This window comes from Corynebacterium sp. ED61 (assembly GCF_015233855.1).
Lineage (GTDB): Bacteria > Actinomycetota > Actinomycetes > Mycobacteriales > Mycobacteriaceae > Corynebacterium > Corynebacterium dentalis.
Genome location: NZ_JADGIT010000003.1, coordinates 174,698 through 201,067 on the forward strand (window position 1 = coordinate 174,698; position 26,370 = coordinate 201,067).

Consider the following 26,370-nt stretch of genomic DNA (forward strand, 5'->3'; position numbering starts at 1 on the left):
CCGCTTAGAGCAGCGCGTAGCTGTTAGCCAATCGGTTCATCCACCAGTCTTTCCGCTCCCCCACCAGCGCGTATTCTTCCATCACCGCCGCGTCGGGGACCAAGTCTTTCACCTTCATGTGTCCGTCCACGATGTTTCTTTGCCCGACGTCAACAGCGAACAATCCGCCCGTCGCCAACCCTGCGGGCTGGATGGCCACCGCCATGCCATCATCGTCGTGCAACTGCGGAAGGCACGCTGCCGCATACATGCCAGCACCCATGCCCACCGCAGTATCCAGTGCGGAGCTGATGGTCACTGCCACTCCCAGCTCAGCCACCTCGCGCGCGATGCTCAGCACGTTGTCCACTCCTTGCAGCGGCGGAACCTTGAGAACCGCCACGTCGCAAGCTCCTGCATCCACTACCTCGCGCACAGCTGCGTGCGGGTCCGCGGACTTGCGGATGGCCTCATCGGCGGCGATCCGAACGAAGAGCCCACGTCGTTGGACGTTTTTACGCACCTCCGCCAATTCGCTGACGCTCGCGCACGGCTGCTCTACGTAGTCCAGCGGCCCTCCAGCCAGCAGTGCCTCGATGGCCTCCACTGCTTCGGTCACTGTCCACCCGCCATTGGCATCCACGCGGATCATGGGGCGCTCGCCCCCATTGCCGCCGTGCCTCTGCTCCGCAAACCACGCGCGCACGGCAGCAACGCGCGCCACATCATCAGCCAATTCCTGGCCTTGTTGCGCCACCTTGACCTTTACGGTTGAACAGCCCGGGTAGCGGCGCATCAGCGCATCAATCACGTCAGTGCCGTCCTTGCGCATGTCGACGGCAGGAATAGTGGCATTCACCTCCACAGAATCCCGCACCGGGCTGGCTTGGACCCCCCCGAAACCGAAATCCACCGCGTGGCGCAGCCACCGCGCAGCCTCGTCCGCCTCGTACTCGAGGAAGGGGGACCATTCTGACCAGCGAGAAGTGGCGTCGAATAGGAGGGCCTCACGCACCTGCACCCCACGAAACGGCACCTGCAACGGCAAGGCAACGGGGTGAGCGCGATCCTGGAGCTCAGACAAAGAGATCATGACAACTAAACTGCCATACATGACTATCAATCCCTTTGATCCCACCCAATGGCGCGACGTTCCCGGATTCAACTTCACGGACATCACGTACCACCGGCACGTCGGTAAGACGCGGGCTGATGGCATCGTTCGCATTGCGTTCGACCGCCCCGAAGTGCGCAATGCTTTCCGCCCGCACACCGTGGACGAGCTGTATCGTGCGCTGGATCACGCTCGGCGCACCCCAGATGTGGGCACTATCCTGCTGACCGGCAACGGCCCGAGCCCGAAGGACGGCGGGTGGGCGTTCTGCTCCGGTGGCGACCAGCGCATTCGCGGACGCTCTGGCTACCAGTACGCCACCGAACACAACGACGACGTGACCGGCTCGGGCGCAGAGACCGTGGACGAGACGCGCGCGAAGGCCGAAGGCGGCCGCTTGCACATTCTCGAAGTGCAGCGCCTCATCCGCACCATGCCGAAGGTGGTTATTTGCCTGGTCAACGGATGGGCAGCAGGAGGCGGACACTCGCTGCATGCGGTGTGCGACTTGACCCTGGCCAGCCGCGAACACGGCAAGTTCAAGCAGACCGACGCAGACGTGGGCTCCTTCGACGCAGGCTATGGCTCTGCATACTTAGCCAAGCAGGTGGGACAGAAGTTCGCGCGCGAGATCTTCTTCTTGGGCGATACCTACGATGCTGAGACGATGCACCAGATGGGAGCCGTCAACCGCGCGGTGGATCACGCGGAGCTGGAGAATGTGGCCATCGAGTGGGCGCGTAAGATCAATACGAAGTCCCCTACCGCGCAGCGGATGCTGAAGTTTGCGTTCAACATGACTGATGATGGGTTGATGGGTCAGCAGGTCTTCGCTGGTGAGGCGACACGTCTAGCCTACATGACCGATGAGGCAGCTGAGGGCAAGGCCGCCTTCCTTGAAAAGCGCGCACCGGAATGGGATAGCATCCCATACTACTACTGAGTTAGGAGACCCTCTGCAAGGGAGATCAGCAGGGGGAAGTGGTGCAGTGGGTAGCGGAAGCTTTAGCCTTTTCGATGGTTAGCCAAAAAATCCGGGTGCACCCTCGGAGCTGGGGTGCACGCGGAAGGGATTCTAACCCTGGGCGTTAACCCGAATGAGGTGATCGTTGACAAATTCGCCAACACCCCATTCGGCCAGCTCTCGACCATAACCGGAGCGTCCCACACCACCGAACGGTAGGCCGGCAGCGGTTTCAGCATGTGAGTTGACGAAGGACATACCGACCTCTAGGCGGGCTGCGACCTCATGAGCCTTATCGAGGTCAGCTCCCCATACAGAACCAGACAGCCCATAGTCTGAGTTATTGGCGATTTCGAGCGCATGCTCCACATCTGACGCCTTGTAGAGGCAGGCTACTGGACCAAAGATCTCGTTGCAGCCCAAGTCAGACTCGGGATCCACATCAGTGAGGAGCGTAGCCTCCATGTACGCACCGGCTCGATCCACAGCAGAACCGCCTACGGCGACACGAGCCCAGCCCTTCTTAACGCCCTCGGCGATGCGCTCCACCACGTCATCGCGAGCACCAATCGAGGAAAGTGGGCCCATATCAGCAGAATCATCATCGAAGGGACCCGGCTTAACTGCCTGGATCTTTTCAGTGAGGGATTCCACGGCCTTGTCATAGAAGTCTTCCATGACAATCAAGCGCTTGGGAGCGTTGCATGACTGGCCAGCGTTAAACATGCGCAGAGCTACATACTGATCCAATACCCAATCCAGATTCTCGTCATCGAGTACGATGAATGGATCGTTGCCACCAAGCTCCAACAGTGACTTCTTGTAGTGCTCGCCTGCGGTCTTCGCTACTGCAGCTCCAGCTTCTTCCGAACCCGTGAGGGACACGCCGGACACGCGAGGGTCTGCAACGAAGGCATCCATCTGAGATCCGGAGGCGTAGATGTTCTGGAAAACACCCTGCGGTAAGCCAGCCTCCTCCAAGAGGTCCTGGCAGGCCTGCGAGGACAGCGGGCAAATCGACGCGTGCTTGAGAACCAAGGTATTGCCCAACAGCAGGTTCGGCGCTGCCCAACGAGCTACCTGGTAGTACGGAAAATTCCATGGCATAACCCCGAGGAGTACGCCTAGGGGATCCTTGCGCACGTAAGTTTGCAGCGCTCCTTGAGCGGCGAGGGGCTTGTCTGCGAGGAGCTCATGGGCATGCTCGGCATACCATTCGTAAATTTCCCAGGTGGTCTGTAGCTCGTCCTTGGCTTGGGCAGTGGGCTTACCCATTTCGCGTCCAATGTATTCGGCCAACTCGTCCTGGCGATCACGGTACAACTGAGCCGTCTTGCTTAGAACCTTTGCGCGCTGCTCGATGGGAGCCTGGCGCCAACTGGCGAAGGCTTCCTTCGCGCGGTCCAAGATCGCATCACGATCAGAATCATTGATTCGGTTGAACTCTTCTTCGGTTTTTCCGTTGTTTGGGTTTTGAACGTTAAAAGTGGACATACCTCTTGCTTACTCCCTATTCCCCACCCTCGCAACGGATCCCGAAGGCAGCATCCAGAACGGAACTAGAAGACCCCCTCGCGGATTCACGCCACACGCTGGTAGTTCCACTCCCATTTGCAGGTCTGCAAAACTTCCCGGATACTTAGTAATTTGAAATTTCAATGCTTGCCCAACACCAATACTTGAAAACTCCCACTAATTTGCTAGACTCCCCACTAGATCATGCCAGATAGATAGTTGGCAGAAAATATTAAATCTGCTCGCGATTCTAGGGACGATCAAAACCCGCAATTACCTACACCACGGGAGGGAGCTCAACCCATGTTCGCACTCATGAACCGACTTGTTGGACACGTATTGAAGCGCAATGTTCCGGAGGCGCCAGTCCGCTTCCACGAACCCTCCAACCGTCGCGTGATCAATCGTCAGCCTTCGCTGACCGCCGCAGCCTCCCGCATTGAACTGCCGGATGGAACCTGGCTGCCCGCCAACGAGCACGAGCTCGCCCGCTACTTCAAGGCAGAGGCGGACCTCGCCACCCCATCGCTGAATGCCTTGGATCGCCGCAGCCCGTCCTACCTGGACATCGTGAGCTACCTCATCGATACCGGCCGCACGCCTGCGACCAGCATGGATATCCAGGAAGCTTTCGTCGCCATCCACAAGCGCGTGCCCGGCCCCATCGAGTTGGAAACCATGCGCGATCAGCTCGATGATTTTGGCCTCTACCTCAGGGAATAGCCCGTCTCAGGCACCCACTAGACTCTGCAAGCATGAGCATCGCGTTAGACACCGCCACAGCGGATCCCCGGAACTTGTACCCGTTTGTGGCGGTTTTGCGCGAAATGATGAGGGGCTTGGCGTCGATCCTGCCGCTACCTCCGGCCCACTCCCCAGCACAACAGCACGCAAACACCCAGCTCAGCGAGGCTATGCGCGTGGACGAACCCATCACAGCGGGGACATTGATCGCGTGCACGTCCGGGTCCACGGGCACGCCCAAAGGTGCGATGTTGACCGCGGACAACCTGCGCGCATCTGCCGATGCCACGGCGGAGTTACTCGCGGATAAGTTTGGCCCGCAGACCGTGCCCGGAGCGTGGCTGCTGACCGTGCCGCCGCACCACATTGCTGGTTTGCAGGTGATCTTGCGGAGTCTCGCTGCGGGTTTTGAGCCGCTGGTCGCGCGCCATCTCCAAGACGAGGCGAGCTTCTCTGCGGCCGGGTTCATCGCGGACACGGAGCAACTGCGCGCCACCTACCCGGAGGCCTGCCTTTACACCTCTTTGGTTCCTGCCCAACTGGAACGCATCGCTGCAAATCCACAGGCTGTCAACGCTCTCATTGGCTACTCAGCAGTACTGGTGGGCGGAGCGGCAGCGCGCGGGGATCTGCTCGCGGAACTGCGCGAAGCTGGCGCTCGCTTGGTCACCACGTATGGCTCCAGCGAGACCGCCGGTGGTGCGGTATATGACGGCCGCGCGCTACCGGGTGTTCGTCTTGTTGTCGACGCCACGCTCCCCAATCAACCCGGCCGGATTCATATTCGCGGACCCGTGGTGGCCGCGGGCTACCGCAACGTGGATTCCGCAGAAGCCTTCCCCTCTCCCGGCACGTTTGTCACCTCTGACCTCGGGACATTAAACAACGGCACGCTGGAAGTCCTCGGCCGCGCGGATGGCGCGGTCAACTCCGGCGGGTACAAGATTCTGCCCGAGGAGGTGGAGCGCCTCATCTCCTCCTATCTCCGCTCCGCCACATGCACTTCCGCTACCGGCCACCCACAGCAGCTGACATTCAGCGGCGCGGTGTGCGCGGTGGGCATCCCTCATCCGGAGTTTGGCCAGGCCATTGGTATTGCCATCGAGTCACATGAGGCCCCCGCGCCCACGGACATCACCGATGACGTGCGCGACCAGCTCCGCGGCGCACCACAAGACGAAAGCCAAGCACCCATCCCTCGCTACCTCATCCCCACCATGGCGATTGCCCTGCCGGAACTGCCGCTGATCGGCCCCGGCAAGGTGGATCGCCGCGCTATCGCTGACCTGCTTATTGAGCGCAACACCCCCGGGCTAAAGTAGGAGTATTACCAGCCCCACGCCGGGCCCGCTCGTTTCTAGCAGAGAGATCGATTCCACGATGACACACACTTCTCATCCCGGCGCTTCCGCCGCACAGTGGTTGGAGGGCGCACGCCCGCACACGTGGGCTAATGCCATCTCCCCTGTTCTTGCTGGTACGGCCGCCGCGCAACTAGCCGGGGGCGCCAACTTCTTCCACGCGTTCCTGGCCCTGGTGGTCTCTTTGGCGCTAATCATCGGTGTGAATTACGCCAACGATTACTCCGACGGAATTCGCGGCACTGATGAGGATCGCTCGGGTCCACTGCGACTGACGGGCAGCGGCTTGGTGGAGCCGTCCAAGGTGAAGTACGCGGCGTTCGCTAGCTTCGCTGTCGCGGGTATCGCGGGCATTGTCCTGAGCCTGCTAAGCGCGTGGTGGTTCATCCTCATCGGCGCGCTATGCATTCTCGGTGCGTGGTTTTATACCGGCGGAAAGAACCCTTATGGCTACCGCGGTTTGGGCGAGGTCGCGGTGTTTATTTTCTTCGGCCTGGTCGCGGTTCTGGGCACGGAGTTCACGCAGGCTGGACGTGTCTCCTGGGTGGGCCTCGCGTTGGCTGTGACCATCGGCGCCCTGTCCAGTTCCGTGAATCTCGCGAATAATTTGCGAGACATCCCCACCGATAGCGAGACCGGCAAGATCACCTTGGCAGTCCGCCTCGGGGATCGCCGAACGCGTCTGCTGTGGCAAGCACTCGTCGCAACTGCTGTGGTGCTCACGATTGCGGTAGGTGTGGTTCATCCCCTCATGCTGATCGCCCTGGTCGCGGGCATTTTCTGGTTCAACGCGACGCGCATCATCCGTGCGGAAGTCCAAGGCCGCGGCCTGATCCCCGTGCTCGGCATCACCGGCCGCGGAATGCTGGTGTGGGCGCTGATCGTCGCTGTGGTTTCTTTCGTGTAGCCCTTTTCTTTCCGACGCCACGCTCCCCGTCGTCGAAAGCTCCCCGCCTCCAAGGACTCTTAACCCAAGCGCTCTTCCAATTGCTTGCGCATCTGCAGCTTGTGGGCTCGCCGGCCAGCATCCCAGTCTGAGATGTGCTTGGTAGCACGCACTCGCAGGTTCTTGAATAGAACCATCGATAATGGAAGTGCCAGCAGTAGCGCGAGCATCGCGCTGATCAGTAGTGGGAAGAAGCTGGCCATGCCCAGCAGGATCACGATGGAGTGGATCAGGAACGTCAGCGCCAGGAACAATACGATGCGCCACAGGCCGTAGAGCGCGATGTCTCGCACGGCCTTTCCGCTCAGCTTCGGCTTGCCGATGGGCTCAGCCTGAGCACTGCCGACCTGCGTACCGGCAGCCGAATCCTCCCGTGGCTCTTCCGCAGCGGCGTTCACTTCAGCATGTTGATCATCTTTACTCACGCTCTACAGCGTAGTTTCGGTGCGGCTGTTCTGGCGAATCTCCCCGTGGGCAAAGCCATCCAACAATCTCTGCAGCTCACCCCATGAGGTTGTGGGGATCACTTACGATGGAATGAAGTAGTTTGTGCGTCGGAAAGGACACTGAACCCGTGGGCCGTTTGGTCATTTTGCTCCTCATCATCGTGACGATCGTTGTGCTGTGGAAGGCTTTCGGTCCTGGTTCCGGTGTGCGACGCGGCTCCGACCGAGGTGCGGGACAGTGGCCGGGATTGCGGGGACGAGGTCAAAAGCAGGTGGGCTCCACCCCGGCCGGTCCCGATGACGATCCGGACTTTCTATGGAACATCCAGAAGGAACGTTTCAAGCGGCGTCGTGAGGCCGAACGCGAGGAGGAACTGCGCATTCAACGTGCCCGACGCAGGCAAGAGCTGGAAGACAAGGCGCGCGAGGAAAACGCGCAGAATAACCAGAAACCCAAGGACGAAACTCAGCTAGACCCGAAGGATCAGCGCCCGGATAACGGCACTGATCCGGAGACAGAGAACTGAGCCGGCTTCTGGGAGGGGCTGCGTTGGGTCGGAGTTGGTTTTAATCACCCTGTAGGTACTACTAGCGGCACGCCCGCTGTTTGGCGAGACCCGTGGGAGTTGGTGCTGATCGCTTGGGTCCCACTGTTTGGTCTGTTGTGGATCTTCGGCAGCGTCTTAGGACTAATCGCTGGTTCATTGGTTCGCTACCGACGATGTCGAAGAAATCCGCAAGCCAACCCTCGTACAACAGGTTTGGCAGATCCGAGGCTCAGGTGGAGCCAGCGTGCAAGCCGCTGCAGATGCAGCTTTGCAAGCAGACACCTTTGATGCTCTCGATGGCTTCGTCAATGGTGGAGGTTTCAACAAGGCACGCTACGAAGATCAGTTGCGTTTTGCCTACGATTTGACCCGCACCGGCACCCCAGAGGTTAAAGCCGCTGCCGAAGCTGCTGTGCGCGGTGACAGGGCAGGGCTCAACGAGTTCGTCACCATTGAGTCTTCTCGCCGTGCTGCCGCCGATGCGCAGCGCGCGACCCACGATGGTTATAACAACGGGTTGTTGCAGAAAGCCTTCTCGGCAGCACAATCAGCGGCCAAGGCTCAGCAATCCTATTTCGCCGCACGAGGCGATGCGGTCAAGGCGAACCAATACGCCACTGAGGCAGCATCCTGGGCAGGTAAAGCCTAAGTCTCTGCGCAACAAGCAGGTGAACATGTCCGCTCCGCAGAAGGCTTCTTGCGCTTTGCGCAAGAACAGCAGCAAAGAGGCAGAAAGATACCGGCAAGAACAAGCGCAACTGATCCGTGACAAAAAAATGGACGAGCTATTTAACAAGAAGGTAGAATTTATACAGAGCAAATTGGAGATAAGCACGACGGAGCCCTGAAGGGAATGGTTTAGTATGCACAACAGGGTGGATCCATCAGCAATAAAGTCCAAGTAAACGCCACAATTCCTAGCACGTAAGGAGCACCATGAATTTCACAACCGAACCTCTCGAACCTCTTCGGAGAAATGTTCCCGCAGAGTATTACAGGAACGTTCTCGACAACTATAAATATAAACCCGATTCTCAATGGCCTTCTTTACATGGAAAGATCACAATCGATGGTGAGCCGAGGTTGGTAAAATTCTCGCTAGACGGGGGCATCGTTACAGAGATTGAAATTTGCGAAATATCAGAAACCGACACCTTTGTCGGCATTTCAATGAGCCAAAGACCAAAGAAATTCCAAAAACTACTGGCACAAGCAGGCATCAAGTCCGCGATTGACATAGATGGGATTGACCTTGAGGACCATCCTGTCAGTTTCTTTATAGAAGGAGGGAAACTTGCGTCTATTTGCTGGAAATGATTACTAAAATTTCCGCAACTTGACTTCTCTGCATTCGTTTTAGGAGTAGATCCCATGGACTTCACACCCGAATTTTCCCTCCCAGTCACCTTAGGCGGGCCCGTGAAAGAAGTATCTTCACAGTGCTATCAATCTGGTATAAACGAGTTCGGAGAACTCGAAGGGTATATTGATATCGAAGCACCAGAGCCCGGTGACGAAGGGAGAAAGATCTTTTGTCGCATCGAGAATGAGCGCTGTGTCACAGTGACAATGAGATATAGAGAACTACCGATTTCGGATACGTTCCTAGGCATAGACCTATATAGAGAATTCAGCGCGAAAGAACAATTTGCCGAAAAGCTACACGCGCTCGGCATTCCGGCTATCGCTCAATTCGATGGAGTCGTTTTACCAGATCATTTCGTGCTGATCGAACTTGATAAGTCCATTACTTGGTGGGATGAAGATTACTGGGGCAAAGATGGCTTTCGCGAGGAAGCTGTCGCCCTTCAGTAGTCACCGACACTCAAATTGCAGATGGTTCCATCGCGGAAAGGGTCACTTCTTGTTAGAGTAAATCTGGCTTCTGCTCTAACGCCCCCAGATAGCCATACAAAGTCGTCCTTCCCACCCCAAGACGCCGAGCAACTTCTGCTTTCGGCACGCCAGCGCTGATCCATGTACGTGCCTGAGCTACTTGCTCATCGGTGAGCGCACGAGCGCGCCCCTTATACACACCGCGTTCCTTCGCTCGAGCGATCCCTTCTGCCTGACGCTCCCTAATAATGGAGCGCTCAAACTCTGCCACCGAACCCAATAGCCCTAGCATCAGCTTGGCGATCGGAGTGGAATCCTTCGAGTAGATCTGCCCCTCTTTGAGGAACTTCACCGACACCCCTTTGCTGACCAACTCGTCAACAATGGCATACAGATCCGTCAGTGAACGTGCGCACCGATCCATCGAAGTGACCACAAGCTGATCCCCTGCGCGGACATACCGCATCGCCTCATCAAGACCCGGGCGCTCTCTCGACCCACCGCTAGCCTTATCTGTGTAATAGGTGAAGACCTTCTCCGCTTTGAGTTGTTCGATCTGGCGATCAAGATTCTGATCTTTCGAACTCACTCGCGCATAACCCACCTTCTGCCCCGAGATCACACCCGACTGTTCAGTGATCTCTAGAGGTAGTGACGGTTCTGTTCCGTTAGTCATGGAATCAACCCTAGCGAACAGGAAGTCTTGTCATTCACAAAGTGTTCGTCTGGGGTGTACCCGAGAGACGCAATTTCATACCATAGCTAAGGAAATCGACATTAGATATCCTCGACTAGAAGCCCACTTGAACTGAGGAGTGACAATGTCTGACGACTGGAAGCGCATTGAAGGAACCGGATGGATTCCCCTGGAAGGTTTCGGGCGAGTAAATCCTCGGCGGGACAATGTGGGGGACGCTGGCCGGACATACTTTACCGCTATGACAGCTGATGACGAATATGCTCGGGCGCTTGGTAATTGCATCACCGGCGGCCCTGAAACTTGGTTCTATGAACCCGACCAGCCCTTCTACCTTTCGGATTCAACAGGGGAAACCTGTGTGGAGATGGAGATTTCCCTCCTGGAGGGCGGGAAATATGGGGTCCGCTTCCGCCCGGGGCAGTGGCCACAGGCAGATGGCGGTGCTTGGTAACTCGAAGGAGACGGGCACTGTCGGCAGGGTCTAGCGGCTGGGGCTGATCTATCCCGAAGATCTGCCATCCAGAGTGTTATTACACCCCGGAGGTGACCCTGCAGACAATGGTCTAGGCCCTGCCCCCCAGACAGAAAGCTGATCCCAATCTAATGGAAAGCCCATCCGATCCAAATAGTCGGGAACCGGAGGAGCATCCTTAATTAGATTGCCGATAGGCTCCTTCCACTCCATCCCGGGATTAATTTGCGCTGTTAAAAAGGAAATTATCGCGAGAGTGGGGTAGATGCGGGCATGCTTCCCGGAGGACAGATCCGCCAGGTGCTGAAGTGGGGTGGGGAACGGTTGGGAAGGTGCCACTTGCTCGACCATGTTGACATTCCATAACCTGGAATGGTGGGCGCACGTATTGCGCACAAATGTTAGAGCGCGTAACCAAGAGCGCAAAGACTCGGTCAGCGGCTTTCCCTCTTCGTCTGTGACCCCTAGTCCAACAGCTACGGCGGAACGATCTTCCTCCACCATCCCTTCATAGATTCGAGATAGGTCACTGAAATCTATAACTTCAGTAACTACCCAGACGGGAAGGGGCATCCCATACTTATCCTTAAAGTGGCGGACAAAGTCGGCTTTTGATCGCTCTGTTTTTCGCCCCGCTGACTTTATCCATTTATAGTGTTCTGAGTGCATCCAGTTATACCGCTCGGCGGTATACCGCGTCCCCGATTTTCCAGTGTCTGGGTCGGCTTTCGTAAATGAGTCGCGGAACAAGGAGGGGTCGGTATGCGCCATGCTTCCATGGGAGCCGAGAGTGTGACCGATCAATGCACGTAACGCTACCTCGATGCTCTCGATCGCGTTAAAGACGAGAACGCGGAGATTTCGGTCAAAATCGTAAAGCTTTTCGACATCATGCAGGGAAACGCCAGGAGTAAAGTCTTCTTCTGGGGTAGGAGACTGGCCCTCACCTTGTCGATAGACATACCAATAGCCACTCAGCCTGTAATACCCGATACGTCTGAGTAGATTGCGGGCGTAAGAGACATCTTCCTCGGGTATGTCCATCTTCCGGAACCGGAGCAAATCAATTTGCTCATCAAAAGTAAGAAAATCTTTCTTGTAGGATGTGCGGGTGACGTTAGCTGGCTTTGGGTGGTTCTGCTCGCGCCTGCGTCGACGATTCTTAGATCCCATGGAAGAAAATCTTACAGAATAGAGAATAAAACACGCCCCCCTTCTCTCTTGGAGAAGGGGGGCGGCCTTGTTGTTTCTTACACTACCGTAAAGGATGGTGCAATATCGAATGACACCCTGGAGCAGGGGGGATTACCTTTTTTACTATCGGGTCACTGCATGATGAAAGCTGAGGGAACCACCGAGTTCTCCGCCTCCCAGGCCGGTTGAGTGACCTCGCTGTCAGCTTGGGGCAAGCCGAGGCGGTATCTTCTGAACGATGCGGACCTTGAGGAGGGCAGGTGGTGTGATCATGCCGGCTTCACTGATGGACTGCTTGTGTTCGGAATATTCCTGTATAACCTGCCGATTCTTCCTGTTTCGGTGCCGACAAACTTGTTGGGTGCTGTTGCAAAGTTGGGGCAGTAGGAAGAGCGACGTGAAATAATCACAGCCATGGGTATCTTCTCCGGTCGTCATTTCCCCCGTGACATCATTCTGTGGGCAGTGCGGTGGTACTGCCGCTACGGGGTGAGCTACCGCGATCTCGAAGAAATGATGACCGAGCGGGGCGTGCCAGTCGATCACACCACGATCTACCGCTGGGTGCAGAAACACGCCCCTGAGCTGGATAAGCAGACTCGCTGGTACCGGCAGGTACCCGACTGGCAGGCCAGTTCCTGGCGGGTGGATGAGACCTATATCCGGGTCGGCGGCACGTGGTGCTATCTCTACCGGGCTATTACCGCCGGTGGGCAGACCCTGGACTTTTATCTCTCTCCGAAGCGCAATGTCGCGGCGGCCAAGCGTTTCCTGGCCAAGACGCTGCGATCGAATACGGCAGCCGGGTCCCCGCGGGTCATCAACACCGACAAGGCACCAGCTCTGGCCAAGGCAATATCCGAACTGAAGGCGGAGGGAATCTGCCCTCAGACGGTGGAGCACCGGCAGGTGAAATACCTGAACAACGTTATCGAGGGAGATCATGGCCGACTTAAAAGAATCCTGGGGCCGAAGGGAGCGTTCAAAAACCGAATTTCCGCCTACCGGACGTTGAAAGGGATGGAAGCGATGCACTCATTGCGGAAAGGGCAAGGCACGATTTTTGCCTACGGGCACCCGAACCCGGACGCGGTGATCGTCAACCGGGTCTTCCAGAATATCTAAGCAGGCTGGGCCATAATGCTGGCCAGGCGACGAAGAAAGGAGTGTTCGCGGTTCTCCACCCAACTTTGCAACAGCACCGGCTAGCCTATGTCCACCAACAAGGGGTCAGGTCCCGTCGTAGGTGAAAGAGTGAAAAGCCCTGTTAACCGCCAGAAGATGCTAAAAAGCTATCGGAGCAACGCTGTTGTAATTGAGTTGAGATTAGGTAGCGATAAGTACTATCCAACATTCCAATTCCGCGACGGGGTGCTCATCAACCAAGTTGGCGATATCAATCAGGAGCTTGTTGAACGTCTCACAGGCATGGTCCGTGAAACTGACCTGCTGGGTTGTCATCAATTGAAATGGTGGATTACTTCAAACGACCGCCTCACACCACTTCCAGGGGAATCAAATAGTCCTAGCCCGTTACATTTGTTGAATCAATACTTACCGCCAGAAAGCACCACTGACGACATACTGAATGAGGGCGGAGTTTTCCTCGCGATGATTGAAAACTCAAAGGCTCTAGATCTCCTACCGGAACTTATTACCCAGTGACCGCGGGGAAATAGAATCTGAAAGCTACTGCATCCCAACGCGCCGGCAACATCTGATCCCACTCGTCACGCACAGAGTCCAGCTCAGCTGCCAGCCACTGCCCCGCGTCACCGAATCGAGCGCCGCTTTTGCGAAGAGCCCTATAATCCGCTCCGCGAGCCCGCTCCTGTAAGCCTCCAACTCTCGAAAATAGGCTTCGATATCCCCCCAGGGGAGGTCGGTAACGCGGTTATGGTCGTCAAGCCTCGCCCACGAAGCAACACGTGCACGAGGGCGCGATCCGTTCGCCCGTTGCCATCCGCAAGCGGGTGAATCGTCTCAGAGTGTGCGTGGACAATCGCTGCCTGGACGAGGATGAGCACATCCCGCCGCCTCATAAGCCACTCGAGGTCCCCCAACAGCCCGTGGCGACGATAGCCGAGGTCGTGCGCTGGGAGGTGGCGAGGGCCGCCGGCCGGCCACGGCGTTGACCCCTCTACTTCGTTTTAGACAAGGTCCTTCACGAGGCGTTCAGCGAGCTCTCGCGACGAGGAGGGGTTCTGTCCGGTGTAGAGGTTGCCGTCGACGGTGACGTAGGACGCCCACGGCTCCGGTGCTTTGTCGTACTGAACGCCGAGGTCGACGAGCCGATCCTCAAGCAACCATAGCGCCTTGTCTGCGAGACCCGCGGCGCGCTCCTCGTCGTTGGAGAAACCAGTCATTGACCGTCCGGCAAACGGGGAGCCGCCGGGCGCATTCTCAGTCGCGAGTACAGCGGCCGGGGCGTGGCAGAGAAGGGCCACAGGTGCGTTGTTTGCCATGCGCTCGATGAGGATGCGCCCGGACACCTCGTTGACCGCGAGGTCTTCCATCGGGCCGTGCCCACCGGGGTAGAAGACAAGGTCGTAGTCTGCAGCTTTGACGTTATCGAGGCTAAGCGGCTTAGCCAGAACGGGCTGCAGCTCCTCGAGTTTCGCCTTCACCTCTTGGAGGGTATCTGCGTCGCCTGCTCCCTCATCGAGGCTCGCCTGGTCAACGGTGGGTGCAATCCCGCCCGGTGTTGCCACATCCACGTTCCAGCCAGCGTCGGTGAATATCGAATAGGGGGTCACCAGCTCTTCGGCCCAGAAGCCGGTGGGGTGGTGTGTGCCGTCGTTAAGCGTCCAGTGGTCGGCCGCCGAAACAACCATAAGTACCTTGATCATGGTGTCCTCCTAAAATTTAACGATCATCTTGCCGGTGTTGCCGCCCTCGAAAAGCTCGAGGAATGCGTTCGGCATGTTTTCGATGCCCTCGCGCACAGTCGATGCATATTTGATTGATTCATCGACGATGAGCGGTGCAATCTTTTCCTGAAATTCCTTGGCCAAGTGAGTGTATTGGCCTACGACGAACCCGCGAAGGGTGAGGCATTTGCCGATGGAAAGACCCAGATTTCTCGGCCCGGGTGCCGGCTCAGTGTCGTTGTATTGGGCGATCGCTCCGCACATGGCGATGCGGCCGAATGTATTTGCGTTCTGGATTGCCGCCTCGAGGTGGTCTCCGCCGACGTTATCGAAGTAGACGTCGATGCCGTCCGGCGCCGCTTTGGCGAGCTGGCCGTTCACGTCACCGTCTTTGTAATTGAACGCCTCGTCGAAGCCAATTCCGGTGAGGTAGTCGACCTTTTCGGGGGAGCCGGCGGACCCGATTACCTTAGCCGCTCCGAGATGCTTAGCTATTTGCCCTGCTGCTGAACCCACAGCACCTGCCGCGCCCGAGATGAACACGACATCGCCCTCCCTCATCTCGCCGACGGCGGTGAGCCCGACGTAAGCCGTCAAACCTGTTTGGCCAAGAATGCCCAAATACGCCTCGGCTGGAGCCAGGTTGGTGTCAATCTGCTCCACCTGGTCCTCATTCAGCACAGCGTGGGTGCGCCACCCCGCAAAATGCCTGACCGTATCGCCCACCTTGAACTTGTTCGAGCGGGACTCGGCGACAACTCCCACCGCGGTGCCGGTCAATGGCTCATCAATCTGAAACGGCTCGATATACGACTTCACGTCGTTCATCCGCCCGCGCATATATGGGTCGACGCTGGCAAAAGTGCTCTCGACGAGGATCTGGCCGTCAGACAGCTCTGGCAGCTCTACCTCCTCGAAACGGAAGTTCCCCGCGGTAGGCGGCCCATCCGGGCGAGAGGCGAGAACCCATTGCTTAGCTGTGATCATCATGCTGCTCCTTAATCGTTGTGCTCTCGGCACGACCTCAGACCCACTTGGTGGGCTGGGCCACTGCTCCTGAACATCAGTAACAACGTTGTACGGGTCTGCCGCTATTCCTCCCACCTGAGGGTGGGCCCGAACCCCGGAAAGTGGACACGGGGATTTAATCACGATGCGATAGTAAGTGTGGCTAACCCGGCGTCTTCGAAGGCGTTCGGTGAGCGGTAACCGCACCATGAATGGAATCGTTTGGTGTTGTACCGCGTGCACCACCGAAACACATCCTGGCGGCAGGCCAACTGACTAGTGAAAACAGACTCTTCCTGCAGGACTTCCCGCTTCAACGAGGCGTTGAACGACTCCGCCAACGAGTTGTCCGCACTCGTCCTGATCGCGCCCATCGACTGGGTGACACCGAAGCGCACGCATAGTCTCCGGTATTGATCAGAGGTATAAACACTGCCGTGATCCGAGTAGAAGATCGCCCCGTCTAGGCTCCCGCGAACCTTCCGGGCCATCGTCAGGGCTTCTTCAACCAATTCGGTGCGCATGTGATCAGCGATCGCAAACCCCGTCAACTGCCGCGAATAGCAGTCGATAACCGTGGCCAGGTACATATTCGACCCGTCCGCGATCGGCAGGTACGTGATGTCGCCGACGTAGACCGCGTTCGGCCTGTCCGCAGTGAACCGGCGTTGCAGCAGATCCGGAAACCTCGGGGCCCGTTTACTCGACGTCGTCGTTTTCACCCGGCGTTTCCTGGTGAAACCAAAAAGGCCCATCTGCCGCATCAGCCGGGCGGTGCGCTTGTGATTGAGACGGCCGCCCTTGCCCCGGTCGTTGACGGGATCGGAGTTGATCGCCGCAGTCACTCGTTTCGCGCCGTAGCAGCCGTTCTCGGCGTTGAAGGTGGTCTTGATCTGCGCTCCCAGCACCGCGTCATCGACGAGGCGTTGCCGGCGGGCAGGGGCAGCTGATTTCCAGGCGTAGTAAGAGGACCGATTGATTTTCAGGACCTGGCATAACCGCTTGACCTCGTAGAGGTCTCGATGGTCGTCAACGAACCGGAAGGGTGCTGTTGCAAAGTTGGGGCAGTAGGAAGAGCGACGTGAAATAATCACAGCCATGGGTATCTTCTCCGGTCGTCATTTCCCCCGTGACATCATTCTGTGGGCAGTGCGGTGGTACTGTCGCTACGGGGTGAGCTACCGCGATCTGGAGGAAATGATGACTTCAGCGGGGCGTGCCGGTCGATCACACCACGATCTACCGCTGGGTCTAGAAATACGCCCCTGAGCTGGACAAGCAAACACGGTGGTACCGGCAGGTACCTGACTGGCAGACCAGTTCCTGGCGGGTGGATGAGACCTATATCCGGGTCGGCGGCAGGTGGTGCTACCTCTATCGGGCGATCACCGCCGGTGGCCAGACCCTGGACTTTTACCTCTCTCCGAAGCGGAACGTGGCCGCAGCGAAGCGTTTCCTGGCCAAATCCCTCAGATCCAATGCGTCAGCCGGGTATCCCAGAGTGATCAACACCGATAAAGCACCCTCCCTAGCCAGAGCAATCGCCGAGTTGAAGTCAGAGGGAATCTGCCCGCCAACAGTGGAACACCGGCAGGTGAAATACCTCAACAACATCCTGGAAGGCGACCATGGTCGGCTGAAGCGGATCCTCGGGCCGAAAGGCGCGTTTAAGAACCGGACATCTGCATATCGGACGTTGAAAGGGATGGAGGCGATGCACTCATTGCGGAAAGGGCAAGGCACGATGTTTGCCTACGGGCAACCGAACCCGGACGCGGTGATCGTCAACCGGGTCTTCGAGACTGCCTGAGAACGCCCACACGCAGCGGCCATCAGAGAATGAGGAACTAGGTCTTCGCTGCTCTCCCCCCAACTTTGCAACAGCACCCCCGATGTTTGTCAGCATGCTCAAAGCCGGGGTGGCCTTTCGTACCACCGTGACCTACCTGATCGCTTCGCCGCTGCTCAACCCGGTTATCGTCGGCGGGATCTGGCTGATCTTTACCTGGCAGGTCGCGATCAGCTACGCGGTGATCATGGTGCTGCTGTCGCTGGGAGCACCCTGGGCCTGGACCGCGCTGGGCATGGAAGACCAGCTGCGCAAGGTCAAGGTCAAGGGCGGGCGCCAGCTGGACGGGACCCCGTGGCGTGGAATCAAACAAGAAACCCCGGCAGCGATCCGTCAGGCATGGGACGATCTTCGCCCCATGCTCCTTCCGATGATCATCGGCGTGGCCATCGGTGCATTCATCTACGGGGTCGTGCCCGAAGACGGCCTGGGATTTATGGCCGGTGGAAACGTCTGGTGGCTGATTCCACTGGCTGCGGTGCTCGGTATCCCGCTGTATGTCCGACTGGAGACGATGCTGCCGGTCGCCCTGGCTTTATCGGGTGCCGGGGTGGCCATCGGCCCGATCTTCGCGATGATGATCGGCGGGGCGGGGGCCTCTCCGCCGGAGGTCTCCATGTTGGCGGCGGTGTTCAAGCCGAAACTGTTGGCGACCTTCGTGATCACCATTCTGCTGGCGGCCATGCTGGCCGGCTACGCGATGACGATCATCCTCTAAACCACGTACCCCTACCGAAAGGACACACTCTCATGGGTTTCAAGGACCTGTTTACCAAGAAAAACTCCACCTCCGACTGCTGCGGGGTCGAGATCGTCGCCGACGACGACACCGACACCACTGAGACCACCAGTGACCTGGAGGAGCAGCACCCGCAGGCTACGTCCTAACCCGACACATCCCGGTCTCTACCAGCGTGTCTGGCTCCCGGACGAGGAGCTGACAGCCGGCGCAGACACCAACGACCCCGCGCGATTTCTGCGCGGGGTCGTTGGTGGTGTCAGGTGGGGTGGTCAGTTCTCGAGCAGCTCGGCAATGAGCCGGCGTACCCGGGTGTCGATGTCGTCACGGACCAGACGCATGCGCTCGATCCCCTCGATGCCACGCTGGGACGGCTCGTCAGTCACCCACCGCTCGCACGTACCGCGGGCACCGTCGGGTAGCTCCAGCTGGGCATCACCTCCCAGGATGATCACGCGGTCGACCTCGCGCAACAGTTGTGGATCTACACCCTTAGGGTGGCCTGCGGACATGTCGGCACCGGCCTCTGCGATGACCTCGACGGACTGGGGGTTGAGCTTCGTGCCGGGTGTCGTGCCGGCGGAGTGGATCTCGATCCGGTCACCGGCGTGCTTAGCGGCTAGGGCTGCGGCCATCTGGGACTTGCCGCCGTTGCCGACGCAGACGAACAGGACTGTTGGGTGGGTGCTCATGAGGTGAAGTTCTCCTTCTCGGATACAGCAGTCTGCGAGGACGGTGTCGAGGATACGGGTAGGGTCGGATCCTGGGGGAAGAGTTTCGGTCCCAGCCACAGCATGGTGTAGACCAGGCCGACAAGCACTGGGATTTCGATCAACGGGCCGATCGTGCCGGCTAGCGCCTGTGCGGAGGTCGCCCCGAAGGTGCCGATGGCCACGGCGATGGCCAGCTCGAAGTTATTGCCCGCGGCCGTAAACGACACCGACGCTGACTGAGCGTAATTCATACCTGACGCCTTCGCGGCAATCAGTGCGATGGCGAACATGCCGACGAAGTAGGCCAGCAGCGGCACAGCCAGGCGGGCCACGGTCCACGGTTGGGAGGTAATCTGCTCGCCCTGCAGGGAAAACAGCAGCACGATGGTATAGAGCAGGCCGATCAGTGCCAGCGGGGAGATCTTCGGCAGGTAGGTGTTTTCGTACCAGGCACGGCCCTTGGTTTTTTCACCGATGATTCGGGAGGCCACGCCGGCGGCCAGCGGGATGCCGAGGAATACGAGCACGGAAACCACGATCGACCAGAAGGAAAATTCCGCCGAGGTAGTCGCTAGGCCCAGCCAGGCTGGCAGGACCTGGAGGTAGAACCAGCCGAGTACGCCGAACATGATGACTTGGAACACCGAGTTGATCGCCACCAGCACGGCCGTGGCCTCCCGGTCACCACATGACAGATCACTCCAGACGAGCACCATCGCAATACACCGAGCCAGGCCGACGATGATCAACCCGGTGCGCAGTTCCGGCTGATCTGGCAGGAAGATCCAGGCCAAGGCGAACATGAAAGCCGGACCGACCAGCCAGTTGAGCACTAAGGACACCGTCATCAGGCGTTTATCGGCGGCGATCTCGCCGGCCTTGTCGTAGCGAACCTTCGCCAGCGGCGGATACATCATCACCAGCAGGCCAAGTGCTATCGGCAGGGAAATCCCACCGACCTCTAAAGCGCCCAGGTCGTCACCGATACCGGGGACGACCCGGCCGATGAGCAGGCCAGTGGCCATGGCGAGAATGATCCAGACCGGCAGGAAGCGATCTAAAAAGGTCATGCGTGGGCGGTGGTCAGAATTCATACGAGCCTTTCACAGTATTGACAAGCATCAATACAAAAAAGTAGCCTTGATATCGATGCTTGTCAATATAGGATGGTTGGTATGACACTCTCGCAGACTCTCCCGCTGGCGGACTTGTCCGCCTGTTGCTCACTGGGTGCTGGCCCCTTGACCAGTGGTGAGGCCGAGCGCTACGCCACGTTGTTCAAGGTGTTGGCCGATCCCGCCCGCCTGCGTTTGTTATCGCAGTTGTCGGCCGAAGGCTGCGGCCCGGTCAGCGTCGGGGAGCTGACAGAGACGTCGGGGTTGAGTCAGCCGACCGTGTCGCATCACCTGAAGCGGTTGACCGAGGCCGGGTTATTGGACAAAGTCCGGGTCGGCCGGACGGTGACCCATCAGGTGCGCCCAGAGCTGTTCGCGGAGCTGCGCACCGTGTTGCAGATGGACTGACCCACCACCGACGAGCAGGAGACGATCACACACGTGACCAGCAAACACTTCGAGGCGATCATTATTGGCGGTGGCCAGGCGGGCCTGGCCACCGCCTACTACCTGCTGCGAGCAGGCGTGGACACCCTGGTCCTCGATGATCAGGAGGATGCCGGTGGGGCGTGGCGGCATGTGTGGCCATCGATGACGTTGTTTTCCACCGCGGAGTTTTCCAGCCTGCCGGGCAAGCCCATGCCAGCCTACGAGGGGTTCCCACCGTCGGACCATGTCATCGACTACCTTGCCGACTATGAGCAGCGCTACCGGATCCCCGTCGAGCGCCCCGTGCACGTGGACCACGTCGAGCGGGAGGATGGAGGCTACCGCCTCCACGCCGGTGATCGATCGTGGTCGACCCCCCATGTCGTAGCCGCCACCGGTACCTGGTCTACTCCCTTCGTCCCGGCCTACCCGGGATTGTTTACCGGCACGCAGTGGCATTCGGCGAACTATCCCGGGGTGGGCCCCTTCCGGGGGTCGTCCGTGGCGGTGGTGGGGGCGGCGAACTCCGCCGCGCAGATCGCCGCCGAACTCACCGGTGTTGCCGAAGTCACCTGGTATACCCGCCATCCACCCCGGTGGATGCCCGATGAGGTCGACGGGCGGGTGCTGTTTCGCCGGAACCGGCAACGCGCCCTGGCCGTCCAGCGCGGCGAGACCGATCCGGGGGCCGACTCGGAGCTCGGCGACATTGTCGTGCTGCCTGAGGTGCGCGCTGCCCGCGACGCCGGATGGTTGGCGGCGACGCCGATGTTTAACTCCCTCAACGAAGTACGGGCCGATCATCTGATCTGGTGTACCGGGTTTCGGCCGTCCCTCGGGCCGGTGCGCCGGCTCCTGGACGGCACGACCCCGAAATACCCGAGCCTGCACCTGGTCGGTTACGGCGACTGGACCGGCCCCGGATCCGCCACGCTCTCCGGGGTAGGCCGCTACGCCAAGCAGACCGCCCGGGCCATCGCGGACTCATTCGGCATGACCGTCAAGTAATCCCCGCCTGGCCGGCAACCCCGAGGGACATTCTGTCGTCAGCACAACGAGAGGAGTGGAGTTTCGACCGCTGCAGGAAAACACCGGCACCTCATCCTTCGGGGGCCGAGGAGTGTTCCACATCTTCCTGCCCGGCGGAGTTTGAATGTGATCTGATCCGGGAGCGGAGACACGCCGGTCTGGAGGCTGCCTGGGCTCGTGGCCGCACGGGAAGCCGGCCACCACTGCTCAGCGGGGACAAGCTGCGCACCGCGCGGGAAAATCCGCGAGCAGATCAGTTACTACCCCTGACCCCTCGCGGTGGCGTGTAAGAAGTCGGTATATCTATCGCCGGGACATCCCAGCTCTTCGGCGACCGCATCAGCAGTGCTTACTCCGACTTTTCTCGTGCTCAGCCAACCTAGCGATTACCCGTTCCTGTGCTCAGGCCTGTTCCCACTCAGCTTCAGGCATAGTCAGGTGTGATGTCGCAGCAATGTCCGTGTGGCTGCTGTCCGTCCCTGTCTCCTTGTGCCCGGGAGTTCTGACATTTTCAGCCTAGTGCACACGAGTACTGACCGGATGGTGTTCCGAAGCCGTCGTCACAACCCTGGTCACTGGGGTCCATCTGTGCCAACGCCTTCTGACTCTGACAGCAATTCTAAAACTGTTCTTTTGAGGTGTGCCCCACTTAGATGGGCACGAACTGGGGTCATTAAAAGCTCCGTCGCGAACTAAAGTTCACGACGGTTTGTAAAAAGTAGGGGACAAGCAGGTTGCGCCACAGGCACAGATTCAACAACCACACAAACACAAAAAGGGAAGACACTAAAGCCGCGCGGAAACAGGCTCAGAAACACAACACCGTCGGGCCGACGTTCGCCCCTCGTTGCGACAGTTCAGCAACAGCTGTATAGTTCAGTGCATGCTGACTATTGCTACACGCTTGGACGTGATGAACCGATTGGGCCGGGCGATGTCCGATCCCTCCCGATCCCGTATTCTCCTGGCCCTGCTGGACGGCCCGGCCTACCCGGCCGATCTCGCACGGGAGCTGGAACTGACGCGGTCAAATGTGTCGAACCACCTCACTTGCCTACGGGACTGCGGAATTGTGGTCGCCGAACCGCAGGGACGGAAGACCCGCTACGAGATCGTCGACGCCCATCTTGTCCAGGCGTTGAACTCACTGCTGGATACCACTCTGGCTGCCGACGAGAATGCCCCGTGTATTGACTCGGCATGTGACGTGCCCGGGTGTGCCACCGGAGAGGGGAGCAGGTAAGTGGTAACTGGTCTCCTGGGGGCGGTTGGTCTGTTTACCGCCACCAATATCGACGACATCATCGTGCTCTCGCTGTTCTTCGCCCGCGGAGCCGGCCAAGCAGGGACCACACTTCGGATCCTGGCCGGGCAGTACCTTGGTTTCGCGGGCATCCTCGCAGCCACGATCCTGGTCACCCTAGGGGCGGATGCCTTCCTGCCCACCGAGGCGATCCCCTACTTCGGGCTGATCCCCCTGGCCCTGGGGCTGTGGGCGGCCTGGCAAGCCTGGCAGGGAGACGATAACGACGACGATGACGCGAAAGTCAGCGGAAAGAACTTAAGCGCCTTGATCGTCGCCGGGGTGACCTTTGCCAACGGTGGCGACAATATCGGCGTCTATGTCCCGGTTTTTCTCAACGTGGATACCGCCACCGTTATCATCTACTGCGTCGTCTTTCTGCTCCTGGTGGCGGGCCTGGTCCTGTTGGCGAAGTTCGTGGCCACCCGTCCACCGATCGCGGAGGTTCTCGAACGCTGGGAGCATGTGCTGTTCCCGATTGTTTTGATCGGCCTGGGTATCTTCATCCTCGTCAGCGGCGGCGCCTTCGGCCTTTAATAAGCTCATCCCCCCGTGCCTCCTAGGGCCTCTCTAGGTTTCCTCACCGGCATCAACTGAACCGCCCATGAAGTTGTGAAAAGTCGCTGCCGCAGGGGGGTCGACCACGCAAGAGCGACAGAAATTCTAAAACTGCCCTATTGGGGTGTAGTGGTCTGAGCACTCCCCCGTACTGTTACGAGCACGAGCTCACTCAAGAAAGCCCTGATGTCGAAGAGTAACCCCAACTACTCCAGCTCTACCCGCGGCGAGTGCCCAGTGCGGTAGTGATCTATCAGTAGAAACACGTTGTCCCAGCGCTTGAAAGCCTGGGCACGCTCCAACAGCGGCGGCTCTGCCTCGTGGTGAGGCGCCCCAGCCTTGAGAGCTTCCTCGTAGACCATGCCGGGGAATTCCGGCGCGATGTCCGCCAAGTGTGCGTAGTCCAGAGCAGGGTCACCGATGGTCATATCAGAAAAGTCGATCACGCCCACGCCGTCGGTGGGGCTCCACAGCACGTGATCCGGAATCAACTCGCCGTGGGTGAGGCAACGCTGCTGGTACGGGCGACGAATCAGGCTTTCTACCTCGGCAAAAATCTCCCGTACGGTCGCCATCTCTGAAGCACTCAGATTGGGCTCCAGATAGACAGGGGCGCGCCGCTTCATCAGCGCAAGCTTGCCGGGAAGTGAGCGAGCGGACGTGTTGAGCTGCGACGTCTTTTCCCCATCAGTCCACCACGATTCCACGTTGCGCACCGGCACTAAGTCCGGATCTAGGCTGCGCAGACCCGCCAACATGCTTCCCAACTGAGTAGCAGCCCACGCTCGATCCTCAGCTGACATTTCATCCCATACCTGCCGTGTCATGGGCTCGCCGTGCACGTTGGTCTGCATGGTCAACATCAGCGGCTGATCCGTTCCGAACGTGCCGCGCACGTAGGACTGGCGAACAGTTCCCGGAACGCGCACAGCGTTGAGCTTGTGCGGATCCCCCTCCTGCCCATGACCGAGTCCGCCGCTGCCACGCTGCCCATCGCCCAGGGCATCCGCCGCAGAATTCACCGCCCGGACTGCGGCAAAGCGCAGCTTGGACAGCTGCGCCACCACAGCGGATTCCAGCGGAGCCTGCACGCGGTAGTCCTCGGCATAGGGCACGCGGATGACCACCGTCTCGGGGATCATGTCCGCCAGCTCGCCCTCGTGCGAACTCACCCCATGCAGTTTCACCACGGCGTGATCCATACCCTGATCCGGCACGCTCACGGATTCCCACGTGAGGTCACGCCAGGTCCGGCTGACAAGATCCGCAAGCGTATCTGGGTGGACGTGCAGACCGTGCGATCCCACTTCAGGCTGATGTTGACTGGTCATGTTCTAGCGCTTACCTCGCTTCAACAAGTCTTCCAAGTAGCGGCCATAGCCACTCTTCGCCAAACGCGCGGCGGCCGCTGCCAAATCGTCATCCGAGATGTAGTCCATCCGCCAAGCGACTTCCTCAGGACAGCTGACCTTCAGACCCTGCCGCTTTTCGATGGCACGCACGAAGTCTCCGGCCGCCGCCAGATCATCCACCGTGCCCGTATCCAGCCATGCCGTGCCACGTGGCAAAACCTCCACGTGTAGCCGGTTTTCTTCCAAATAGCGGCGGTTCACATCGGTAATTTCCAGCTCGCCCCGCGCACTCGGCACCAGCGATTTAGCGATGTCCACCACGTCATTGGAATAGAAGTACAAGCCAGGCACAGCGAATTGAGACTTGGGCTCCTCGGGCTTTTCCTCAATGCTCAAGGCCTTGCCCTGCTCATCAAAGTCCACCACTCCATAAGCCTGTGGCTCTGCCACCCAATAGGCAAAGATGGTGCCGCCATCTGGCTCAGCGAAGCGGCGCAACTGTGTGCCTAGACCAGCGCCGTAGAAGATGTTGTCTCCCAACACCAACGCCACGGAATCCTCGCCGATAAAGTCTTCGCCCACGATGAACGCTTCCGCCAGCCCGTTCGGCGCATCCTGCACCGCGTAGGTGATGCTCACGCCAAACTGGGAGCCGTCACCCAGCAAGCGCTGGAACTGCTCCGCGTCTTCCGCGCGCGTGATCACCAAGATCTCGCGAATTCCCGCCAACATCAGGGTGGTCAGCGGGTAGTAAATCATGGGCTTGTCGTAGACAGGAACTAGCTGCTTCGACAGCGTTTCGGTGATGGGCCATAGGCGGGAACCCGTCCCACCGGCCAGGATGATGCCTTTCACTCGTCCGCAGCTTCTTCCCACTCATCGGCGGCGTGCAGCGCCTCCTGCCAGGCGTCACGCAATTCCTTTTCCCATCCGCGCACGTCGTTCCACGTGGCCAAACGGTCAGTGACCGCAGACAGTTCTGGCGCTGCCGCATCCTTTTCAGAGAGCACAGCCTGGTCCTGCGCGATGCCCCAGTCGATGGCGAGTGTGGCGTCGAAAGGATTGATCTCGAACTCACGCTCCGGGTTGTAGGCCTCAGTGACCAGGTAACTCACGGTGGCCTCGTCGGAGGTTGCCGTGAATCCATGCCCGACGCCAAGGGGCACGAACACACCCGCGTTATTCTCCGCATTCAACTCAATAACCACGTGCTTGCCATAGGTTGGCGAGCCCTTGCGCACGTCGACCAGGACGTCACGCACGGATCCTGCCACGCAGGTCACGAACTTGGCCTGGCCAGGGGGGACCTCAGCCAGGTGAATTCCGCGAACCACGTTCTTCTGCGAACGCGAAAGGTTCGCCTGGGCCACGTCAAAGGGGTATCCCAAGTGCTCAGTGAATTGCTCGGTGCGGAACCACTCGTGGAAGCTGCCGCGGTCATCCCCAACCACTCGTGGCGTGTACAGCCACGCGCCCTTGATGGGCAAAGGGGTGATGCTGCCGGGCTCGATGTCCGCGGCGGAAAAGTCCAAGGCATTCTCGCTGGAAGTCATGCCCCCTACTCTATCGACTGCCCGGGACAACGA

31 protein-coding genes and 2 pseudogenes are annotated in these 26,370 nt (G+C 59.0%); 19 read left to right on the forward strand and 14 right to left on the reverse strand.

Going from position 1 to position 26,370, the window contains the following annotated elements; genetic code table 11:
- Positions 1 to 4: 4 nt before the first annotated feature.
- On the reverse strand, positions 5 to 1,072 hold the full coding sequence (locus IM764_RS04545) for an o-succinylbenzoate synthase (protein WP_228073333.1): 1,068 nt from the start codon (positions 1,070 to 1,072) through the stop codon (positions 5 to 7).
- 19 nt (positions 1,073 to 1,091) lie between these two features.
- On the opposite strand from IM764_RS04545, the gene IM764_RS04550 reads away from it, so the two are divergent.
- Positions 1,092 to 2,036 (forward strand): 1,4-dihydroxy-2-naphthoyl-CoA synthase, encoded by a 945-nt coding sequence (locus IM764_RS04550; protein WP_194187059.1) that lies wholly within the window; start codon positions 1,092 to 1,094, stop codon positions 2,034 to 2,036.
- A 132-nt stretch (positions 2,037 to 2,168) separates the two neighbouring features.
- Here the strand turns inward: IM764_RS04550 and IM764_RS04555 are convergent, their stop codons facing one another.
- On the reverse strand, positions 2,169 to 3,551 hold the full coding sequence (locus IM764_RS04555; RefSeq protein ID WP_194187060.1) for an NAD-dependent succinate-semialdehyde dehydrogenase: 1,383 nt from the start codon (positions 3,549 to 3,551) through the stop codon (positions 2,169 to 2,171).
- 324 nt (positions 3,552 to 3,875) lie between these two features.
- Between IM764_RS04555 and IM764_RS04560 the strand changes: the two genes are divergently transcribed.
- From IM764_RS04560 to IM764_RS04570, 3 genes are read left to right on the forward strand one after another with little or no spacing between them, the layout of a single operon-like run.
- Complete coding sequence (locus IM764_RS04560) at positions 3,876 to 4,295, forward strand: hypothetical protein (protein ID WP_194187061.1); 420 nt, start codon at positions 3,876 to 3,878, stop codon at positions 4,293 to 4,295.
- Between the two features lie 32 nt (positions 4,296 to 4,327).
- Positions 4,328 to 5,638: an AMP-binding protein gene (locus IM764_RS04565; protein ID WP_194187062.1), complete on the forward strand. Its 1,311-nt coding sequence runs from the start codon at positions 4,328 to 4,330 to the stop codon at positions 5,636 to 5,638.
- A 58-nt stretch (positions 5,639 to 5,696) separates the two neighbouring features.
- Positions 5,697 to 6,584 (forward strand): 1,4-dihydroxy-2-naphthoate polyprenyltransferase, encoded by an 888-nt coding sequence (locus IM764_RS04570; RefSeq protein WP_194187063.1) that lies wholly within the window; start codon positions 5,697 to 5,699, stop codon positions 6,582 to 6,584.
- Between the two features lie 59 nt (positions 6,585 to 6,643).
- Here IM764_RS04570 and IM764_RS04575 read toward each other — a convergent pair whose 3' ends face one another.
- Positions 6,644 to 7,048: a DUF4229 domain-containing protein gene (locus IM764_RS04575; RefSeq protein WP_288802306.1), complete on the reverse strand. Its 405-nt coding sequence runs from the start codon at positions 7,046 to 7,048 to the stop codon at positions 6,644 to 6,646.
- 149 nt (positions 7,049 to 7,197) lie between these two features.
- Between IM764_RS04575 and IM764_RS04580 the strand changes: the two genes are divergently transcribed.
- From IM764_RS04580 to IM764_RS04595, 5 genes are all read left to right on the forward strand, one after another.
- Positions 7,198 to 7,596 (forward strand): hypothetical protein, encoded by a 399-nt coding sequence (locus tag IM764_RS04580; RefSeq protein ID WP_288802305.1) that lies wholly within the window; start codon positions 7,198 to 7,200, stop codon positions 7,594 to 7,596.
- A 265-nt stretch (positions 7,597 to 7,861) separates the two neighbouring features.
- The gene (locus IM764_RS04585; protein WP_194187064.1) at positions 7,862 to 8,266 is read left to right on the forward strand and encodes a hypothetical protein; all 405 of its coding nucleotides are present in this window, start codon (positions 7,862 to 7,864) and stop codon (positions 8,264 to 8,266) included.
- Between the two features lie 25 nt (positions 8,267 to 8,291).
- Positions 8,292 to 8,465 (forward strand): hypothetical protein, encoded by a 174-nt coding sequence (locus IM764_RS10340; protein WP_228073334.1) that lies wholly within the window; start codon positions 8,292 to 8,294, stop codon positions 8,463 to 8,465.
- Positions 8,466 to 8,553: 88 nt separating this feature from the next.
- Positions 8,554 to 8,934: a hypothetical protein gene (locus tag IM764_RS04590; protein ID WP_194187065.1), complete on the forward strand. Its 381-nt coding sequence runs from the start codon at positions 8,554 to 8,556 to the stop codon at positions 8,932 to 8,934.
- 54 nt (positions 8,935 to 8,988) lie between these two features.
- Entirely contained in the window at positions 8,989 to 9,432 is a 444-nt protein-coding gene (locus IM764_RS04595) for a hypothetical protein (RefSeq protein WP_194187066.1), read from the forward strand.
- 52 nt (positions 9,433 to 9,484) lie between these two features.
- On the opposite strand, the gene IM764_RS04600 is transcribed toward IM764_RS04595, so the two are convergent.
- Positions 9,485 to 10,072: a recombinase family protein gene (locus IM764_RS04600; RefSeq protein WP_288802356.1), complete on the reverse strand. Its 588-nt coding sequence runs from the start codon at positions 10,070 to 10,072 to the stop codon at positions 9,485 to 9,487.
- Between the two features lie 202 nt (positions 10,073 to 10,274).
- Between IM764_RS04600 and IM764_RS04605 the strand changes: the two genes are divergently transcribed.
- On the forward strand, positions 10,275 to 10,604 hold the full coding sequence (locus IM764_RS04605; protein WP_194187068.1) for a hypothetical protein: 330 nt from the start codon (positions 10,275 to 10,277) through the stop codon (positions 10,602 to 10,604).
- Positions 10,605 to 10,652: 48 nt separating this feature from the next.
- Here IM764_RS04605 and IM764_RS04610 read toward each other — a convergent pair whose 3' ends face one another.
- Positions 10,653 to 11,798, reverse strand: coding sequence for an Abi family protein (locus IM764_RS04610; protein ID WP_194187069.1), 1,146 nt, complete (start codon positions 11,796 to 11,798; stop codon positions 10,653 to 10,655).
- Between the two features lie 435 nt (positions 11,799 to 12,233).
- On the opposite strand from IM764_RS04610, the gene IM764_RS04615 reads away from it, so the two are divergent.
- Positions 12,234 to 12,944, forward strand: coding sequence for an IS6 family transposase (locus IM764_RS04615; RefSeq protein WP_194187070.1), 711 nt, complete (start codon positions 12,234 to 12,236; stop codon positions 12,942 to 12,944).
- 87 nt (positions 12,945 to 13,031) lie between these two features.
- Complete coding sequence (locus IM764_RS04620; protein WP_194187071.1) at positions 13,032 to 13,484, forward strand: hypothetical protein; 453 nt, start codon at positions 13,032 to 13,034, stop codon at positions 13,482 to 13,484.
- Positions 13,485 to 13,624: 140 nt separating this feature from the next.
- On the opposite strand, the gene IM764_RS04625 is transcribed toward IM764_RS04620, so the two are convergent.
- The 4 genes and pseudogenes from IM764_RS04625 to IM764_RS04640 form a co-directional block, all read right to left on the reverse strand.
- Positions 13,625 to 13,861 carry a Fic family protein gene (locus tag IM764_RS04625; RefSeq protein WP_194187184.1) on the reverse strand — a complete coding sequence of 79 codons (237 nt, stop codon included), beginning with the start codon at positions 13,859 to 13,861 and terminating at the stop codon, positions 13,625 to 13,627.
- Between the two features lie 108 nt (positions 13,862 to 13,969).
- The gene (locus IM764_RS04630) at positions 13,970 to 14,668 is read right to left on the reverse strand and encodes a type 1 glutamine amidotransferase domain-containing protein (protein ID WP_194187072.1); all 699 of its coding nucleotides are present in this window, start codon (positions 14,666 to 14,668) and stop codon (positions 13,970 to 13,972) included.
- Between the two features lie 9 nt (positions 14,669 to 14,677).
- Positions 14,678 to 15,676, reverse strand: coding sequence for an NADP-dependent oxidoreductase (locus IM764_RS04635; RefSeq protein WP_194187185.1), 999 nt, complete (start codon positions 15,674 to 15,676; stop codon positions 14,678 to 14,680).
- Between the two features lie 161 nt (positions 15,677 to 15,837).
- A pseudogene (locus IM764_RS04640) lies at positions 15,838 to 16,740 on the reverse strand (IS3 family transposase); the annotation flags it as partial.
- A 55-nt stretch (positions 16,741 to 16,795) separates the two neighbouring features.
- Here IM764_RS04640 and IM764_RS04645 point away from each other — a divergent pair.
- From IM764_RS04645 to IM764_RS04655, 3 genes and pseudogenes are all read left to right on the forward strand, one after another.
- A pseudogene (locus IM764_RS04645) lies at positions 16,796 to 17,507 on the forward strand (IS6 family transposase).
- Positions 17,508 to 17,589: 82 nt separating this feature from the next.
- Positions 17,590 to 18,264 (forward strand): permease, encoded by a 675-nt coding sequence (locus IM764_RS04650; protein WP_228073335.1) that lies wholly within the window; start codon positions 17,590 to 17,592, stop codon positions 18,262 to 18,264.
- A 32-nt stretch (positions 18,265 to 18,296) separates the two neighbouring features.
- Positions 18,297 to 18,434 (forward strand): hypothetical protein, encoded by a 138-nt coding sequence (locus IM764_RS04655; protein ID WP_194187074.1) that lies wholly within the window; start codon positions 18,297 to 18,299, stop codon positions 18,432 to 18,434.
- 123 nt (positions 18,435 to 18,557) lie between these two features.
- Here the strand turns inward: IM764_RS04655 and IM764_RS04660 are convergent, their stop codons facing one another.
- Both IM764_RS04660 and arsB read right to left on the reverse strand, forming a co-directional pair.
- Positions 18,558 to 18,977: a low molecular weight phosphatase family protein gene (locus IM764_RS04660; protein ID WP_194187075.1), complete on the reverse strand. Its 420-nt coding sequence runs from the start codon at positions 18,975 to 18,977 to the stop codon at positions 18,558 to 18,560.
- Entirely contained in the window at positions 18,974 to 20,092 is a 1,119-nt protein-coding gene (gene arsB / locus IM764_RS04665) for an ACR3 family arsenite efflux transporter (protein WP_194187076.1), read from the reverse strand. Before arsB ends, IM764_RS04660 begins: the two co-directional genes overlap by 4 nt.
- A gap of 81 nt (positions 20,093 to 20,173) precedes the next feature.
- On the opposite strand from arsB, the gene IM764_RS04670 reads away from it, so the two are divergent.
- From IM764_RS04670 to IM764_RS04685, 4 genes are all read left to right on the forward strand, one after another.
- Positions 20,174 to 20,521, forward strand: a complete 348-nt coding sequence (locus tag IM764_RS04670; protein ID WP_191372870.1) for a metalloregulator ArsR/SmtB family transcription factor — start codon at positions 20,174 to 20,176, stop codon at positions 20,519 to 20,521.
- A 33-nt stretch (positions 20,522 to 20,554) separates the two neighbouring features.
- Positions 20,555 to 21,550 (forward strand): ArsO family NAD(P)H-dependent flavin-containing monooxygenase, encoded by a 996-nt coding sequence (locus IM764_RS04675; RefSeq protein WP_194187077.1) that lies wholly within the window; start codon positions 20,555 to 20,557, stop codon positions 21,548 to 21,550.
- Positions 21,551 to 22,454: 904 nt separating this feature from the next.
- Positions 22,455 to 22,814: a helix-turn-helix transcriptional regulator gene (locus IM764_RS04680; RefSeq protein WP_194187078.1), complete on the forward strand. Its 360-nt coding sequence runs from the start codon at positions 22,455 to 22,457 to the stop codon at positions 22,812 to 22,814.
- Positions 22,815 to 23,411 carry a cadmium resistance transporter gene (locus IM764_RS04685; RefSeq protein WP_194187079.1) on the forward strand — a complete coding sequence of 199 codons (597 nt, stop codon included), beginning with the start codon at positions 22,815 to 22,817 and terminating at the stop codon, positions 23,409 to 23,411.
- A gap of 227 nt (positions 23,412 to 23,638) precedes the next feature.
- On the opposite strand, the gene IM764_RS04690 is transcribed toward IM764_RS04685, so the two are convergent.
- From IM764_RS04690 to rfbC, 3 genes are read right to left on the reverse strand one after another with little or no spacing between them, the layout of a single operon-like run.
- Positions 23,639 to 24,763 carry an aminoglycoside phosphotransferase family protein gene (locus tag IM764_RS04690; protein ID WP_228073336.1) on the reverse strand — a complete coding sequence of 375 codons (1,125 nt, stop codon included), beginning with the start codon at positions 24,761 to 24,763 and terminating at the stop codon, positions 23,639 to 23,641.
- 3 nt (positions 24,764 to 24,766) lie between these two features.
- Complete coding sequence (gene rfbA, locus IM764_RS04695) at positions 24,767 to 25,639, reverse strand: glucose-1-phosphate thymidylyltransferase RfbA (RefSeq protein ID WP_194187080.1); 873 nt, start codon at positions 25,637 to 25,639, stop codon at positions 24,767 to 24,769.
- The gene (gene rfbC / locus IM764_RS04700) at positions 25,636 to 26,337 is read right to left on the reverse strand and encodes a dTDP-4-dehydrorhamnose 3,5-epimerase (protein WP_194187081.1); all 702 of its coding nucleotides are present in this window, start codon (positions 26,335 to 26,337) and stop codon (positions 25,636 to 25,638) included. The genes rfbA and rfbC overlap by 4 nt, the downstream gene beginning before the upstream one ends.
- Between the last annotated feature and the right edge of the window lie 33 nt (positions 26,338 to 26,370).

Coding starts and splice junctions, on each gene's coding strand:
- IM764_RS04545 (WP_228073333.1), bottom strand. CDS start 1,072: ATGATCTCTTTGTCTGAGCTCCAGGATCGCGCTCACCCCGTTGCCTTG.
- IM764_RS04550 (WP_194187059.1), top strand. CDS start 1,092: ATGACTATCAATCCCTTTGATCCCACCCAATGGCGCGACGTTCCCGGA.
- IM764_RS04555 (WP_194187060.1), bottom strand. CDS start 3,551: ATGTCCACTTTTAACGTTCAAAACCCAAACAACGGAAAAACCGAAGAA.
- IM764_RS04560 (WP_194187061.1), top strand. CDS start 3,876: ATGTTCGCACTCATGAACCGACTTGTTGGACACGTATTGAAGCGCAAT.
- IM764_RS04565 (WP_194187062.1), top strand. CDS start 4,328: ATGAGCATCGCGTTAGACACCGCCACAGCGGATCCCCGGAACTTGTAC.
- IM764_RS04570 (WP_194187063.1), top strand. CDS start 5,697: ATGACACACACTTCTCATCCCGGCGCTTCCGCCGCACAGTGGTTGGAG.
- IM764_RS10340 (WP_228073334.1), top strand. CDS start 8,292: ATGTCCGCTCCGCAGAAGGCTTCTTGCGCTTTGCGCAAGAACAGCAGC.
- IM764_RS04590 (WP_194187065.1), top strand. CDS start 8,554: ATGAATTTCACAACCGAACCTCTCGAACCTCTTCGGAGAAATGTTCCC.
- IM764_RS04595 (WP_194187066.1), top strand. CDS start 8,989: ATGGACTTCACACCCGAATTTTCCCTCCCAGTCACCTTAGGCGGGCCC.
- IM764_RS04605 (WP_194187068.1), top strand. CDS start 10,275: ATGTCTGACGACTGGAAGCGCATTGAAGGAACCGGATGGATTCCCCTG.
- IM764_RS04610 (WP_194187069.1), bottom strand. CDS start 11,798: ATGGGATCTAAGAATCGTCGACGCAGGCGCGAGCAGAACCACCCAAAG.
- IM764_RS04615 (WP_194187070.1), top strand. CDS start 12,234: ATGGGTATCTTCTCCGGTCGTCATTTCCCCCGTGACATCATTCTGTGG.
- IM764_RS04620 (WP_194187071.1), top strand. CDS start 13,032: ATGTCCACCAACAAGGGGTCAGGTCCCGTCGTAGGTGAAAGAGTGAAA.
- IM764_RS04625 (WP_194187184.1), bottom strand. CDS start 13,861: ATGAGGCGGCGGGATGTGCTCATCCTCGTCCAGGCAGCGATTGTCCAC.
- IM764_RS04630 (WP_194187072.1), bottom strand. CDS start 14,668: ATGATCAAGGTACTTATGGTTGTTTCGGCGGCCGACCACTGGACGCTT.
- IM764_RS04635 (WP_194187185.1), bottom strand. CDS start 15,676: ATGATCACAGCTAAGCAATGGGTTCTCGCCTCTCGCCCGGATGGGCCG.
- IM764_RS04650 (WP_228073335.1), top strand. CDS start 17,590: ATGTTTGTCAGCATGCTCAAAGCCGGGGTGGCCTTTCGTACCACCGTG.
- IM764_RS04655 (WP_194187074.1), top strand. CDS start 18,297: ATGGGTTTCAAGGACCTGTTTACCAAGAAAAACTCCACCTCCGACTGC.
- IM764_RS04660 (WP_194187075.1), bottom strand. CDS start 18,977: ATGAGCACCCACCCAACAGTCCTGTTCGTCTGCGTCGGCAACGGCGGC.
- arsB (WP_194187076.1), bottom strand. CDS start 20,092: ATGAATTCTGACCACCGCCCACGCATGACCTTTTTAGATCGCTTCCTG.
- IM764_RS04670 (WP_191372870.1), top strand. CDS start 20,174: ATGACACTCTCGCAGACTCTCCCGCTGGCGGACTTGTCCGCCTGTTGC.
- IM764_RS04680 (WP_194187078.1), top strand. CDS start 22,455: ATGCTGACTATTGCTACACGCTTGGACGTGATGAACCGATTGGGCCGG.
- IM764_RS04690 (WP_228073336.1), bottom strand. CDS start 24,763: ATGACCAGTCAACATCAGCCTGAAGTGGGATCGCACGGTCTGCACGTC.
- rfbC (WP_194187081.1), bottom strand. CDS start 26,337: ATGACTTCCAGCGAGAATGCCTTGGACTTTTCCGCCGCGGACATCGAG.